This is a genomic window from Janthinobacterium sp. GW821-FHT03C10, from assembly GCF_059420865.1.
Map to the genome: position 1 here is coordinate 238,415 of NZ_JBWKUN010000008.1, position 15,025 is coordinate 253,439.

The following is a 15,025-nucleotide window of genomic DNA, read 5'->3' on the forward strand; positions in this document are numbered from 1 at the left end:
GGCGCGTTTTTGCATTGGCGGCGCCAGTTATAATGGCGCCGTTACTCAAGTAAAGGAATGCCATGTATCCATTCACCTCGCCGCGCCTGGCCGCCATGCTGGCCGCGCTGCTGCTCGCTGGCGCCACGGGCGCCGCTGTCGCTGCCGTCAAGGGCAAGAAGGCGGCCGGACTGGAGCGCTACGGCGTGGCCGTCTACTCCGACCTGTGCCTGCAGAAGGATAGCGGTGAAATCGGCGGCCAGCGCGTCACCCTGCACCGTTTTGCCGAAGCCGATTCCGTCATCTATGAATTCACGGCCGGCGCCCTGAGCTGGCCCATCGTGGCCAGCGACGTCAACCTGGACGCCGCCACGGGGGCCTTCGACTTCACCATCGCCGGCGCCGACAGCGAAGAGCGCACCATCGTCGGCAAGTTTTCCAAAGATGGCCAGACCCTGACCCTGGAAGGCGATTACTGCGGCGGCAACGTGCGCATGCCGATGAAACTGAGCCGCGTGCGCGATTTCGGCCGTCCCCTGAAAAACTGCACGCCATGCCCGCCGATGCCGGAAGCGCCGGCGCAGGCGCCAGCGCAGGACAGCGCCGAGGCGCCCGCCGCCTGACGCGGTTGTGACTTGCACATGAAAAAGGCCCGGTATCGACCGGGCCTTTGCTATTGCTCGCTAGGCAAGAGGCCTATTGGGCCGCCTGCGCCTTTTCCGCATTCGCACGGATGGTGGCGAGTGTCGCGTTCGGCGTGATCAGGTTGCCGTCATAGCGCAGCTCGATCAGGGCCGGCAAGTTGTGCGCCCTGGCGTGCGCCAGCGCCCGCTGCAGGGCAGGGGCGAACTCTTCCGTCGTATTCACCACTGCGCCATGCGCGCCGTATGCCTGCGCCAGCGCCGCGAAATCCGGGTTGTGCAGGGTCGTGCCCGACACGCGGCCCGGGTAGTCGCGCTCCTGGTGCATGCGGATGGTGCCGAACATCTGGTTATTGAAGACGATGATGACGACGCCCGCCTGGTATTGCACGGCCGTGGCCAGTTCCTGGCCATTCATCATGTATTCGCCATCACCGGCGAACGTGATCACGGTGCGCTCCGGATGCACGATCTTCGCCGCCACGCCCGACGGCACGCCGTAGCCCATGGCGCCATTCGTCGGCGCCAGTTGCGTGCGCATGCCGCCGTAGCGATAAAAACGGTGCGCCCACGAGGCGTAATTGCCGGCGCCGTTCGTCAGGATGGTGTCAGCGGGGGCCTGCGCCATGATCTCTTGCGTGACTTGCCACAGATCCAGCGGCGCCTGGCCATCCTGGAAGATGGGCGGGCGCTCCTGGTAGGCGGCCAGCTCGGCTTTGGCTTCGGCCGGCGTATGTTTCCATGCGGAAGCATCGACGGGGGCCATCGTGGCCAGCATGGCGCACACCTGCGGCATGCCGCTGTTGATCATCAGCTCGGCCTGGTAGACGCTGCCCAGTTCCTCGGCATCCGTATGGATGTGCACCAGGCGCTGGCGCGGCACGGGCGACTCGAACAGGGTGTAGCCGCCCGTCGTCATTTCGCCCAGGCGCGGGCCGATGGCGATGACCAGGTCGGCATTTTTCACGCGCGCGGCCAGTTTCGGGTTGATGCCGATGCCGACGTCGCCGATGTAGTTCGGGTGTGCATTGTCGAGCAAGTCCTGGAAGCGGAAGGCGCAGGCGACGGGCAGGTGATTGCTTTCCGCGAACTGCTGCAGGTCGGCGCACGCTTGCGACGTCCAGGTGGTGCCCCCGAGCAATACCAGCGGCTGCTTCGCCGTCGCCAGCATGGCGCGCAGTTGCTGCAGCTGGGCATCCGATGGCGCTGCCTGCACGGCTTGGTAGGCGCGCGTGTCGGCGACAGTCGCCATGGAAATGAGCATGTCTTCCGGCAATGCCAGCACGACGGGGCCGGGGCGCCCGCTGGTGGCGACCTGGAAGGCGCGCGCCAGGTATTCGGGGATGCGCTCGGCGCGGTCGATCTGCGCCACCCACTTGGCCATCTGGCCATACATGCGGCGGTAGTCGATTTCCTGGAACGCTTCGCGGTCGATGAAATCATTGCCCACCTGGCCGATGAACAGGATCATCGGCGTGGAGTCCTGGTAGGCCGTGTGCACGCCGATCGAGGCGTTGGTGGCGCCCGGTCCCCGCGTGACGAAGCAGATGCCCGGCTTGCCCGTCAGCTTGCCGTAGGCTTCGGCCATGAAGGCGGCGCCGCCTTCCTGGCGGTTGATGATGAAACGGATGCCCGAGTCGTGCAGGGCGTCGAGCACATCGAGGTAGCTTTCGCCAGGCACGCCAAAGGCGGTGTCGACACCGTGGATCTGCAGGGCATCGACCAGGATCTGGCCGCCGGTACGGGATTGTTGCGTCATGTTCGGCTCTTTATATTCTAGTGGGTGGCAAAGAAATGGGGCAAGCGGTGCGCATGCGCCTGCATGCAAGCAGCTTGCCCCATTCTATGTGAGCCGATTTGGCCCGGCTTTTGAAATGGCGACACCGAATTACACAATCCCTCGACGGCCACGCCGCGCTTTTGCAGAAACATGCTGCGGCGCGGTACAATGGCGGGTGAAGCAGGCCAGACAGTCGCTGGCCGGCGCAGCAATGCGCTGGCGGGAGGAAGGTCCGGACTCCATAGAGCGGGGTGACGGTTAACGGCCGTCCGCTGAAAGCCGCAAGGTATAAGGCGAGGAATAGGGCCACAGAGACGAGCGTATTAAGTTACGGTGAAACGCGGTAACCTCCACCTGGTGCAATTTCAAATAGGCACGCGATGATGCTGCTCGCGGAGCGTGCGGGTAGAAAGCTTGAGCGCCCGAGTAATCTGGCGCCTAGAGGAATGACTGTCATAGCGCCGACCTGCAAGGGAAGGCGCCGTAACAAAATCCGGCCTACCGGCCTGCTTCACTTGAATTCCTGCTCCCTGGCTCGCCAGGGAGCGTCTCGGCCGCAGCGGTTTTCACGCTGCACGCCGCGCCAAAAGCCCCCGCAACGGGGCTTTTTTTGTTTCTAAAAATATAGTGCTTGAGATAAAGTTGTATATACAACTAAAGATGGACAATTGGTTAAAGTTTCCGGCTTTCAATTAATTGCTGCATTGCAAAAATAGTTTTCCCGTGTCAGGCCAGGCCCGGAAAACAGGGCCGGTACGCGCCATGGGCGATTATTTTTTGCTTTAAACCAAGTCTTTCGCTGCGGCTGGCTACCGTTGTGCCTGGATGACGAAAGTATTGTCATGTGTCAACTAACTGTAAAAAATTCAATTTTTCGATTTCGTTTTTTTCGATGTTTACGGTAGGAAAACACATGTGTGCAGATGAGGTAGCACATTCACTATCTTTCATAAGTATCTAATTTATCGATATATTTTTATTTGAGACTCCTTCAACGATATGCGCTAAGTCCTTAATTTCATTAATAAAATTCCTGTTTTGCCAATCGGAAACCGCTTGACCACTATCTTTGCTTCCTCTAAAGTGGGCAACTGTGTGAAAAAGTGTGTTTTTGTGGGAAATTTTCCCTTTTCATCGCGATGCGCAAGCGTCGCAACCCAAGCTCAAAAAGGTCTTCCGTGTTTCAAGGCGCGTCCGCAATCAATCTCGATGCCAAAGGCAGGATGTCTATCCCTGCCAAGCACCGTGACGCGCTGGCGATCCAATGCGAAGGCCGTTTGACCCTGACCAAACACCCCGATGGCTGCCTGCTGTTTTTCCCCCGTCCCGTGTGGGAAAGCCACCGCCAGCAAATCGCCGCCTGGCCCATGTCGGCGCGCGCCTGGCAGCGCATCTTCCTCGGCAACGCCGTCGACGTCGAGCTGGACTCGGCGGGCCGCGTGCTGATCTCGCCCGAATTGCGCAACGCCGTCGGACTGGCGCGCGAAGTCATGATGATCGGCATGGGCAGCCACTTTGAAATATGGGATGCCGCCAAGTTGGCCGACAAAGAACAGCAGGCGATCGATGCCGGCACCCCCGATGTACTTTCCAATTTTTCTTTCTAAGGCTCCGTAATGACACAACTCACGGTGCCGGAATTTCAGCATCGCACGGTGCTGCTCGATGAGGCGGTCGATGCGCTCGACCTGACGGGCGACCGCGCGCACGGCATTTACGTCGACGGCACGTTTGGCCGCGGCGGGCATAGCCGCCTGATCCTGTCGCGCCTGGCCGATGACGCGCGCCTGATCGGCTTCGACAAGGACTTGCAAGCCATCGCCACGGCCGAACAGATCGGCGACCCTCGTTTTGAAATCGTCCATGACAGCTTTGCCACCATGACGGCCAGTCTGGCCGAACGCGGCGTGCGGCAGGTGGACGGCATCCTGCTCGACCTGGGCATCTCGTCGCCGCAGGTCGACGACGCGGCGCGCGGTTTCAGCTTCCGTAACGACGGACCGCTGGACATGCGCATGGATACCACGCGCGGCATTTCCGCGGCCGAGTGGCTGGCGGTGGAAACCGAGCAGAATTTAGAGAAAGTGATACGCGATTATGGGGAAGAACGGTTTGCTTTTCAGATTGCAAAGGCGATTGTTGCTGGCCGGGCAGTCCAGCCAATTTCAAGCACACGACAGCTTGCCGGCATCGTGGCAGGCGCCGTCAAGACCCGCGAGAAGGGTAAGGACCCCGCTACCCGCACCTTTCAGGCAATCCGCATTTTCATTAACAAAGAGCTCGAGGATCTCGAGATCGGTCTGAACCAGGCATATGCCTGCCTGGCGCCGGGCGCGCGTATGGCCGTGATCAGTTTTCATTCGCTGGAAGACCGCATGGTCAAGCGCTTCTTCGCCTCGAAGGCGAACGTGGAGCAGCCTGACCGCCGCCTGCCGATCCGCGCGGTCGATTTGCCGCAGCCGGAAATGAAGCTGATTTCGAAAATGAAGCCGTCCGATGCCGAGATCGAGGGCAATCCCCGTTCGCGTTCGGCCGTGATGCGCGTGGCGCAGCGCCTGCCGCTGGCCGCGCCTGCGAACGGCGGCGCCCGATGACTGGCAAGCTGTGTGTCGTGCTGTCGGCCCTGCTGGTGTGCTGCGGCCTGTCGCTGGTGAACGCGCAGTACCAGTCGCGCCACCTGCTGATCGACCTGGAACGCGCGCAAGCGCTGTCGCGCCAGCTCGACATCGACTGGGCGCAACTGCAGCTGGACCAGTCCACTTTGGGCAAGCATGAACGCATCGAATCGATCGCGCGGCGCGACCTGAGCATGACGCCGCTGACGGCGGCGCGTACGCAATACCTGACGGAGGGCGAATAATGAAGTTGGGCGGCAATAGCAACGGCCGGGTGGCGGCATCGAAAGGCGTGCCATTCTCGAAGAACCCCGTACTGGCGGTGCGTCTGCCCGTCTGGCGTTCGCGCGTCGTGCTGTTCCTGCTGTTCTTCGCTTTCGCCGGCCTGGGCGCACGCGCCCTGTGGCTGCAGGGCGTGTCGACGCAGTTCCTGCAAAAGCAGGGCAAGGCGCGCTATGAACGCACGCTGGAATTGCCCGCCACGCGCGGCAAGATCACCGACCGTAACGGCCAGGTGCTCGCTTCGTCCGTCCCCGTGAAAGCCATCTGGGCCATTCCCGACGACGTGCTGCAGGCGTCTCCCGAGAAAATCAATGCGCTGGCCGGCCTGCTGGAAATGAACGTCAACGAATTGCGCAAGAAGCTCGATTCGGACCGCAGCTTCGTTTACCTGAAACGCCAGGTCGAGATGGACGTGGCCGACAAGATTTCCAAGCTCGGCATCGACGGCATCGACGAGCGCAAGGAGTACAAGCGCTTCTACCCACAGGGTGAAGTGATGACCCACGTGGTGGGCTTTACCAACGTGGAAGACGTGGGCCAGGAAAGCATGGAGCTGGCGCAGCAGAAAACCCTCGTCGGCACCACCGGCAGCCGCCGCGTGATCAAGGACCGCCTGGGCCACATCGTCGAAGACATCGGCTTCATCCACGAACCGCATGACGGCAAGGACCTGACCCTGTCCGTCGACAGCAAGATTCAGTACATCGCCTTCACGCAGCTGAAGGAAGCGGTGGAGAAATTCAATGCCAAGGCCGGCGGCGCCGTGGTGCTCGACGTGCACACGGGCGAAGTGCTGGCCCTGGCCAATTACCCCAGCTACGACCCGAACGACCGCCGCAAGCTCACCGGCCAGCAGCTGCGCAACCGCGTCATGACCGATACTTTTGAGCCCGGTTCGACCCTGAAACCGATCACGGTCTCGCTGGCGCTCGACACGGGCCGCGTCAAGCCGGGTACGCTGATCGACACGGGCCCGGGCCGCTATACCATCGCCGACCGCACGATCACCGACACCAAGCCGCACGGCGTGATCAATGTCTCCGAAATCATCGAGATGTCGTCGAACATCGGCACCTCGAAGATCGCGCTGGGCATGCCGTCGCAGGAAATGTGGGAAATGTTTACCAAGGTGGGCTTCGGCCAGCAGCCGAAATGGGGCTTCCCCGGCGCCGTGGCCGGCCGCGTGCGTCCGTATAAATCGTGGCGCCCGGTGGAGCAGGCGACCATGAGCTACGGTAACGGCATTTCCGTGTCGCTGATCCAGCTGGCGCGCTCTTATATGATGTTCGCGCGCGACGGCGACACGATTCCCCTGTCGTTCCAGAAGGTCAATGAACTGCCCGTGGGCCAGCAGGTGATCAAGCCGAAGACGGCCGCCGAAATGCGCGCCATGCTCGAACTGGTGGTCTCCGGGGCGCACGGCTCGGCCAAGCGCGCCCAGGTCGCCGGCTACCGCGTGGGCGGCAAGACGGGTACCGCCTATAAGGTGGAAAACGGCCGCTATGCGATGCCGCGCAAATACATCGGCTCTTTCGTGGGCATGGTGCCGATGTCGGCGCCGCGCTTCATCATTGCCGTGATGATCGATGAACCGACCGGCCCGGCCCACTACGGCGGCCAGGTCGCCGCTCCCGCTTTCGCGGCGATTGCGACCAACGCGCTGCGCGCGATGAACGTACCGCCCGATTCCTCCGTTACCGAAATCGTGGTCCCGGCCAATGCCGGCCCGGAGGCCATGTGAAGTCACTCATGACCATACAAGACATCAGTTTGTGGATCAAAGCGGCTGCCCCGTCCGGGCAGCTGACGTCCGATTCGCGCCGCGTGCAGCGCGGCGACGTGTTTTTCGCCTATGCGGGCGCCACCGATTTCATCGCCGCCGCCATCGAACAGGGCGCCGCCGCCATCGTGCATGACGCCGTGGAATGGAACGCCGCATGGAGCGTGCCGCACCTGCTGGTCAGCGACCTGAAACGCCTGGCCGGCCCCGTGGCGCATGCTTTCTACGACATGCCCGATCGCGCCATGTTCAGCGCCGGCGTGACGGGCACGAATGGCAAGACTTCGTGCGCCTTGTGGCTGGCGCAGGCCCTGGCGCGCCTGGGCGAGCCATCGTCCGTCATCGGGACTTTGGGCGTGGGCCTGTGCAAGCCGCGCGGCGCCATCGAATTCGACGTCACCGGCTACACCACGCCGGACGCTGTGCTGCTGGCGCGCAAACTGGCCGCCATGCGCGATGCAGGCGCCAAGGCCGTCGCCATCGAAGTGTCGTCGATCGGCCTGGACCAGGACCGCGCGGCCGGCATGCATTTTGACGTCGCCATGTTTACCAATCTGACGCGCGACCACCTCGACTACCATGGCGACATGGCGGCCTACGAGGCGGCCAAGGTCAAGCTGTTCGACTGGCCCGGCCTGAAAACGGCCGTCATCAACCTGGACGACCCGATGGGCCTGCGCCTGGCGGCGCACGTGGACGGCAAGCTGGCCGGCGAATATCCCGTCATCGGCTATACCTTGCAGGATGCGGCGGCCTTGCCCGACTTGCCTGGCGTGCTGATGCTGCGCGCCAGCCAGTTCCGCAGCCGCAATGCCGGCACCGACTTCCACCTGGAATGCGCGCTGGGCGTGGCGCTGGTCAAGACGCAGCTGGTGGGCCACTTCAACATCAGCAACGCGCTGGCCGTGCTGGGCGCCTTGCTGGCGCACGGTACCGGCCTGCGCGCCGCCATCGACGGCATCGAATCCTTGCAGCCGGCCCCGGGCCGCATGCAGCAGGTGGGCGGCCAGGAAGCGCCGATGGTCGTCATCGATTACGCGCATACGCCGGACGCGCTGGAAAAGACCCTGGCCGCCCTGCGCCAGGTGGCGCAGGAGCGGGGTGGCCAGCTGTGGTGCGTGTTCGGCTGCGGCGGTGACCGCGATCCGGGCAAGCGCCCGCAGATGGGTGCCATCGCGCAGCTGGCCGATCACGTGCTCGTCACCAGCGACAATCCGCGCAGCGAAGATCCGCACGCCATCATCGCGCAGATCGTCGCCGGCATGCGCGCAGACGGTCCGCAGCCGCAGGCCATTGAAGACCGCGCCGCCGCCATCCTGTCGGCCATCAAGCACGCCGCCAAGCCGGACGTGATCCTGTTGGCGGGCAAGGGCCATGAGCCGTACCAGGAAATCAAGGGCAAGAAAATGCCGTTCTCCGATGCCGACCATGCGCAGCTGGCCCTGTCCGCGCGCCTGACCATGATGAGGACGAACTGATGCGCGGCACCCTGACAGAACTGATGCCGTCGCTGCACGGCGCGCAGCTGATTGGCGACGCCGCTTTTGACGGCGTCTCCACCGACAGCCGCAGCGCCCAGGCCGGTTCGCTCTTCGTCGCCCTGCGCGGCGAGAGTTTCGACGCCCACGACTTCCTTGAACAGGTGGCCGCCAGCGGCGTCGCCGCCGTGGTGGTCGAGCGCCTGCCCGCAGGCTGGGACAGCGGCAAGGTAGCGGCCATCGTGGTGCCCGATACCCTGGCCGCGCTGGGCCGCATCGCCAATTTCTGGCGCGCCCGTTTCAATATGCCCGTCATCGGCGTCACCGGCAGCAACGGCAAGACCACCGTCAAGGAGATGATTTCATCGATCCTGGCGGCGGCCTTCGGCGAAGACGCGCGCCTGGCCACGCGCGGCAACCTGAATAATGAAATCGGCGTGCCATTGACCCTGTTCCGACTGAGCGGGCAGCACAAGGCGGCCGTCATCGAGATGGGCATGAACCATCCGGGCGAAATCGCGCGCCTGGCCGCGATTGCCGCGCCGACCCTGGCGATGGTCAACAATGCGCAGCGCGAGCACCAGGAATTCATGCATACGGTCGAAGCGGTGGCGCGCGAGAACGGCGCCGCGCTGGCGGCATTGGCCGACGACGGCGTGGCCGTCTTCCCGCATGGCGATGAATTCACGCCCTTGTGGCGCGAGCTGGCCGGCGCACGCGCCGTCATCACCTTCGGCCTGTCGAAGGACGCCGACGTCAGCTGCACGCACCGCGCCGCCGAGGATTTTGGCAGCGACATGTTCGTCAGCGTGCGCGCGCAGGACGGCGCCTTGCGCCAGTTTTTCGTGGGCTTGCAGGCGGCGGGCGAACACAATGTGCGCAATGCGCTGGCTGCGGCGGCATGCGCCGTGGGCGCCGGCATCGCCATCGAACATATCAAGCAGGGCCTGGAGGCGTTCGCGCCCGTGAACGGCCGCCTGCAGAAAAAACGTGCCGCCAACGGCGCCACCATCATCGACGACACGTATAACGCCAATCCGGATTCGGCGCGCGCGGCCATCGATGTACTGGCGCAGGCCGCGGCACCGCGCATCCTGGTGCTGGGCGAGATGGGCGAAGTCGGCACGCAGGGGCAGCAGTTCCACGAAGAGATCGGCGCCTACGCCGCCGCCAAAGGCATCGAACACGTGCTGGCGACGGGCGGCCTGGCGCGCCATCTGGTAAGTGCGGCGCAGGCAGCCGCCAGCCAGGAATCGGGCACGGTCGTGGAGTATTTCGAACAGTTCGACGGTTTGCTGGCGGCGCTCGATGCGCATTTGTCCGGCCGTTCGGATGCAACAGTATTAATCAAGGGCTCCCGCTTCATGAAGATGGAACGGGCCGTGCAGCATTTGATTGGTTCAAACAACAAAAACAAGGAAGCTCACTAATCATGCTGCTCTGGCTCGCTCATTATTTCCAGGACGACATTGGCCCATTGCGGGTCTTTAACTTCATCACGTTCCGCGCCGTCTTCGCCACCTTGACGGCGATTTTGATCGGCCTGTGCGCCGGCCCCGCCGTGATCCGCATGCTCACGCGCATGAAGGTCGGCCAGGCCGTGCGTACGGACGGCCCGCAAACGCATCTGAAAAAACACGGCACGCCTACCATGGGCGGTGTGCTGATCCTCATCGCCATCGGCATTTCCACCTTGCTGTGGGCCGACCTGTCGAACCGCTTCATCTGGCCGGTCCTGATCGTCACGCTTGGCTTTGGCGCCGTCGGCTGGGCCGACGACTACCGCAAGGTGGTGCACCAGGACCCGGAAGGCATGCGCTCGCGCGAAAAATACTTCTGGCAGTCGCTGATCGGCATCGTCGCCGCGTTTTACCTGGCGTTTTCCGTCTCCGTGTCGGAACCGGACGCGGGCCACGTGTGGAACCTGATCTACGCCTGGGTGCAGTCCGGCTTCGCCATGGACCTGCCGCCGAAGGCCGACCTGATCGTCCCGTTCTTCAAGACCATCAGCTATCCGCTGGGCGTGTGGGGCTTCATCGCGCTGACCTATTGCGTCATCGTCGGCACCAGCAACGCCGTCAACTTCACGGACGGTCTCGATGGCCTGGCCATCATGCCGACCGTGATGGTGGGCACGGCCCTGGGGCTGTTCGCCTACCTGACGGGTAACGCCACGTATGCGCGCTACCTGTTCATCCCGCACATTCCGGGCGCCGGCGAACTGGTGATCTTCTGCGGCGCGCTGGCTGGTTCCGGCTTGGCCTTCCTCTGGTATAACACGCACCCCGCCAAAGTGTTCATGGGCGACGTGGGCGCGCTGGCGCTGGGCGGCGCACTGGGCACCATCGCCGTCATCGTGCGCCAGGAAATCGTCCTGTTCATCATGGGCGGCATCTTCGTCGTCGAAACGCTGTCCGTGATCATCCAGGTCGTCTGGTTCAAGTACACCAAGAAGCGCTATGGCGCTGGCCGCCGTGTCTTCCTGATGGCGCCATTGCATCACCATTTTGAACAAAAAGGCTGGAAGGAGACGCAGGTGGTCGTGCGTTTCTGGATCATCACCATGATGCTGGTGCTGCTCGGCCTGACCACCTTGAAGCTGCGCTGATGATGTACGACGCTAAAACCGCACTGGTACTGGGCCTCGGCGAATCGGGGCTGGCGATGGCCCTGTGGCTGGCCCGCAGCGGTGCTTGCGTGCGCGTGGCCGACACGCGCGAGGTGCCCGAGCGCCTTGCCGCGCTGCAGGCCGCCGTGCCGCAGGCGCAGTTCATCGCCGGCGCCTTCACGGCCGAATTGCTTGAGGGCGTCGACTTCGTCGCCGTCAGCCCCGGCCTGGCGCCGGGCCGCGAACTGGCACAGATCGCTCCAGCCGCTGTTGAGAAAAACATCCCCGTGTGGGGCGAGATCGAACTGTTCGCGCAGGCACTGGCGGCGCTCAAGGCGGAACGCGGCTATGCGCCGAAAGTCATCGCCATCACGGGCACGAATGGCAAGACGACCGTCACCAGCCTGGTGGGCCTGCTGTGCGAGCGCGCCGGATTGATCACGCGCGTGGCCGGCAATATCAGCCCGGCCGCGCTGGACGTGCTGCGCGAAGTGCTCGATGCCGAACCCGCGCCGCAGCCGGTGGATGCGGACGCTGAAGCGGCGGAACCCGTCGCCGGTACCTTGCCGCAAGCGTGGATACTTGAATTGTCCAGCTTCCAGCTGCACACGACGTTCAGCCTGCAGGCCGATGCGGCCACGGTCCTGAATCTGTCGCAGGACCACCTGGACTGGCATGGCGACATGGCTGCCTACGCTGCCGACAAGGCGCGCATCTTCGGCGACCAGACGGTGCGCATCCTGAACCGCGACGATGCGGCCGTCATGCGCATGGCCGATCCGCTGGCCGAGACGATCACCTTCGGCACGGGCGAGCCGGCGGAAGTGGACAGCTTTGGTCTGGTCAATGAACGCGGTATCTTCTGGCTGGCGCAAGCCGTGCCCAGCGAAGAAGTGATCGAGAAAAAACGCAGGAAGAACGATCCGGCGCCGGAACCGGTGCCGACGATGGCCAAGAAACTGATGCCGGCCGACGCGCTGAAAATCCGCGGCCAGCATAACGCCTCGAATGCGCTGGCGGCGCTGGCCCTGTGCCGCGCCATCGGCCTGCCATTTGCGCCGCTGCTGCACGGCTTGCGCGAATACCAGGGCGAGCCGCACCGCGTGGAGCTGATCACGGCCGTGGCTGAAGTTGAATACTACGACGACAGCAAGGGCACCAACGTGGGCGCGACAGTGGCCGCCTTGGCCGGCCTGGGCAAGGCCTTCGGCGGCGCGGAACAGCGCCTGGTGCTGATCGCCGGCGGCGACGGCAAGGGGCAGGATTTCTCGCCGCTGGCCGAACCGGTCTCGCGCTACGTGCGCGCCGTGGTGCTGATCGGGCGCGACGCGCCTGCCTTGCGCGCGGCGCTCGAGCCGGCCGGCGTGGACATCATCGACTGCGCCACCTTGCCGGAAGCCGTCAAGCGCGCCAGCGGCCTGGCGCTGGCCGGCGATGCCGTGCTGCTGTCGCCCGCGTGCGCGAGCCTGGACATGTTCAAGAACTATGCGCACCGCGCGCAGGTGTTTGTCGACGCCGTGCGCGACATCGCCTTGGAAAACGGACAGGATATCTGATGGCCTTCCAACTGCCCTTCAGCTTTGGTTCCAGCTCGGCTGCCAAGCCGCTGGACAGCCGCGCGCGGCAGTCGAAGATGATGGACTATGACAAGCCGCTGGTGTGGGTGGTCCTGCTGCTCATGTTGCTGGGCATGGTGATGGTGTATTCGGCGTCGATCTCGCTGTCGGATGCGCGCAAGTTCGCCGCCTATACGAACAATTATTTCGTCGTGCGCCAGGCGCTGTTCATCGGCGTGTCGATCATCGTCGGCGCGCTGGTGTTCCGCATCCCCGTCGCCACCTGGCAAAAGATGGCGCCGTGGCTGTTCATCGGCACCCTGGTGCTGCTGGTGATGGTCCTGATACCGGGTCTGGGCGTGTCCGTCAACGGCGGCCGCCGCTGGCTGAACCTGCCGGGCCTGCGGCCGCAGCCGTCCGAACTGATGAAGGTGGTGATGGTGCTGTACGCGGCCGACTACACGGTGCGCAAGCAGGAATACATGCACAAGCTGACCAAGGGCTTCATGCCGATGGCGCTGGCCGTCAGCTTCGTCGGCTTGCTGCTGCTGATGGAGCCCGACTTGGGCGCCTTCGGCGTGATCGTCTGCATCGCCATGGGCATCCTGTTTTTGGGCGGCGTCAACGCCATCTGGTTCGGCGGCATCGGCGCCATGCTGACGGCGATCTTCGTCACCATCATCGCTCTGTCGAAATTCCGCCGCGAGCGGTTTTTCGCGTATCTCGATCCGTGGCAGGAAGACAATGCGCTGAACAAGGCCTACCAGCTGACGCACTCGCTGATCGCCTTCGGGCGCGGCGAACTGTTTGGCGTGGGACTGGGCGGCAGCGTGGAAAAACTGCATTACCTGCCCGAAGCGCATACGGACTTTTTGCTGGCCGTGATCGGCGAGGAACTGGGCCTGGTGGGCGTGCTGGTCGTGATCGGCATGTTCTACTGGATTATCAAGCGCGCCTTCGACATCGGCCGCCAGGCGATCGCCATCGACCAGACCTTTGCCGGCCTGACGGCAAAGGGCATCGCCATCTGGATCGGCGTGCAGACCTTCATCAATATGGGCGTGAACCTGGGCCTGCTGCCAACCAAGGGCCTGACCTTGCCCTTGATGAGTTATGGCGGCACGGGCGTACTGATTAACTGTATCGGCCTGGCGATTTTGCTGCGCATCGATTACGAAAACCGGATCCTGATGCGCGGAGGCCGGCTATGAACAACGTGACGAACTTGAAAACGACGAAAAGACTGATGATCATGGCGGCCGGCACCGGCGGCCATATCTTCCCGGGCCTGGCGATTGCGCAGACGATGCGCGCGCGCGGCTGGGAAGTGAGCTGGCTGGGCACGACCCACGGCATGGAGCAGGAGCTGGTGCCGAAAAGCGGCATTCCCATGGACGCCATCGCGTTCTCGGGCATGCGCGGCAAGGGCCTGGCGCACACGGTCAAAGGCGGCTTCAGGATGCTGGCCAGCTTCTTTGCCATCCGCCGTTTCATCGCCAGCCGCAAGCCGGACGTGGTGATGGGCATGGGCGGCTACGTCACCGTGCCGGGCGGCCTGATGGCGCGCCTGAAGGGCGTGCCGCTGGTGCTGGTGAATGCCGACGCGGCGCTGCTGTTGTCGAACAAGACCCTGGTGCCGCTGGCGCAGCAGGTGTGCTTCGGTTTCCCCGCCGATTTCGGCAGTGCCGCCGGCAAGGCCGTCGTCACGGGTAATCCCGTGCGCGCCGAGATCCTCGCGATGGCGCCGCCGGCCGCGCGCTTCGCGGGCCGCAGCGGACCGCTGCGCATCCTGGTGGTGGGCGGCAGCCTGGGCGCGAAAGCGCTGAACGACAATCTGCCCGCCGCGCTGGCGCTGATGCCGCAGGGCGAACGCCCGCTGGTGACGCACCAGTCGGGCAAGAAGAATATCGACGCCCTGCATGCCGCGTATGCGCAGGCGGGCGTGCAAGCGAACGTCGTCGACTTCATCGACGACATGGCCCGGGCGTATACCGAGGCCGACCTGGTGATCTGCCGCGCGGGCGCGATCACCCTGTCGGAACTGACGGCGGCCGGCGTGGCCAGTGTGCTCGTGCCGCTGGTGGCGTCGACCACCAGCCACCAGCGCGACAACGCGCAATGGATGGCAAAACAAGGCGCGGCGATTCATCTGCCGCAGACGGAAATGAGTGCGGCGTCGCTGAGCACCCTGCTGGCGTCCTTGACGCGCGATACCTGCCAGCAGATGGCGCAGGCGGCACTGGCAGCAGGCAAGCGCGACGCCAATGAGGCGATCGCACACGTATTGGAAAAACTGGCATGAGGTT

General features: G+C 63.8%; 12 protein-coding genes and 1 other RNA gene. 12 read left to right on the forward strand and 1 reads right to left on the reverse strand.

Translation table 11 applies throughout. The features are described from left to right. The first annotated feature begins 62 nt into the window (after positions 1-62). Complete coding sequence (locus AC07VH_RS24760; protein ID WP_475413886.1) at positions 63-602, forward strand: hypothetical protein; 540 nt, start codon at positions 63-65, stop codon at positions 600-602. A gap of 73 nt (positions 603-675) precedes the next feature. Here AC07VH_RS24760 and AC07VH_RS24765 read toward each other — a convergent pair whose 3' ends face one another. Continuing rightward, the gene (locus AC07VH_RS24765; protein WP_494788596.1) at positions 676-2,379 is read right to left on the reverse strand and encodes a thiamine pyrophosphate-binding protein; all 1,704 of its coding nucleotides are present in this window, start codon (positions 2,377-2,379) and stop codon (positions 676-678) included. Positions 2,380-2,577: 198 nt separating this feature from the next. On the opposite strand from AC07VH_RS24765, the gene rnpB reads away from it, so the two are divergent. From rnpB to murG, 11 genes are all read left to right on the forward strand, one after another. After that, an RNA gene (gene rnpB / locus AC07VH_RS24770) (RNase P RNA component class A) lies at positions 2,578-2,917 on the forward strand. 661 nt (positions 2,918-3,578) lie between these two features. Further along, positions 3,579-4,007 (forward strand): division/cell wall cluster transcriptional repressor MraZ, encoded by a 429-nt coding sequence (mraZ, locus tag AC07VH_RS24775; protein WP_034748899.1) that lies wholly within the window; start codon positions 3,579-3,581, stop codon positions 4,005-4,007. Positions 4,008-4,016: 9 nt separating this feature from the next. Beyond that, complete coding sequence (gene rsmH, locus AC07VH_RS24780) at positions 4,017-4,994, forward strand: 16S rRNA (cytosine(1402)-N(4))-methyltransferase RsmH (RefSeq protein ID WP_475413888.1); 978 nt, start codon at positions 4,017-4,019, stop codon at positions 4,992-4,994. Beyond that, positions 4,991-5,260, forward strand: coding sequence for a cell division protein FtsL (ftsL, locus tag AC07VH_RS24785; protein WP_034748894.1), 270 nt, complete (start codon positions 4,991-4,993; stop codon positions 5,258-5,260). The genes rsmH and ftsL overlap by 4 nt, the downstream gene beginning before the upstream one ends. Beyond that, the gene (locus AC07VH_RS24790) at positions 5,260-7,038 is read left to right on the forward strand and encodes a peptidoglycan D,D-transpeptidase FtsI family protein (RefSeq protein ID WP_034748891.1); all 1,779 of its coding nucleotides are present in this window, start codon (positions 5,260-5,262) and stop codon (positions 7,036-7,038) included. Before ftsL ends, AC07VH_RS24790 begins: the two co-directional genes overlap by 1 nt. Before the next feature lie 8 nt (positions 7,039-7,046). Beyond that, the gene (locus AC07VH_RS24795) at positions 7,047-8,555 is read left to right on the forward strand and encodes a UDP-N-acetylmuramoyl-L-alanyl-D-glutamate--2,6-diaminopimelate ligase (RefSeq protein ID WP_494788597.1); all 1,509 of its coding nucleotides are present in this window, start codon (positions 7,047-7,049) and stop codon (positions 8,553-8,555) included. Next, positions 8,555-9,985: a UDP-N-acetylmuramoyl-tripeptide--D-alanyl-D-alanine ligase gene (locus AC07VH_RS24800; RefSeq protein ID WP_494788598.1), complete on the forward strand. Its 1,431-nt coding sequence runs from the start codon at positions 8,555-8,557 to the stop codon at positions 9,983-9,985. The genes AC07VH_RS24795 and AC07VH_RS24800 overlap by 1 nt, the downstream gene beginning before the upstream one ends. A 2-nt stretch (positions 9,986-9,987) precedes the next feature. Next, positions 9,988-11,163: a phospho-N-acetylmuramoyl-pentapeptide-transferase gene (gene mraY, locus AC07VH_RS24805; protein ID WP_034748886.1), complete on the forward strand. Its 1,176-nt coding sequence runs from the start codon at positions 9,988-9,990 to the stop codon at positions 11,161-11,163. Then, positions 11,163-12,719, forward strand: coding sequence for a UDP-N-acetylmuramoyl-L-alanine--D-glutamate ligase (gene murD / locus AC07VH_RS24810; protein WP_494788599.1), 1,557 nt, complete (start codon positions 11,163-11,165; stop codon positions 12,717-12,719). The genes mraY and murD overlap by 1 nt, the downstream gene beginning before the upstream one ends. Continuing rightward, positions 12,719-13,930: a putative lipid II flippase FtsW gene (gene ftsW, locus AC07VH_RS24815; protein ID WP_494788600.1), complete on the forward strand. Its 1,212-nt coding sequence runs from the start codon at positions 12,719-12,721 to the stop codon at positions 13,928-13,930. The genes murD and ftsW overlap by 1 nt, the downstream gene beginning before the upstream one ends. Beyond that, on the forward strand, positions 13,927-15,021 hold the full coding sequence (gene murG / locus AC07VH_RS24820) for an undecaprenyldiphospho-muramoylpentapeptide beta-N-acetylglucosaminyltransferase (RefSeq protein WP_489628827.1): 1,095 nt from the start codon (positions 13,927-13,929) through the stop codon (positions 15,019-15,021). The genes ftsW and murG overlap by 4 nt, the downstream gene beginning before the upstream one ends. Positions 15,022-15,025: the final 4 nt, after the last annotated feature.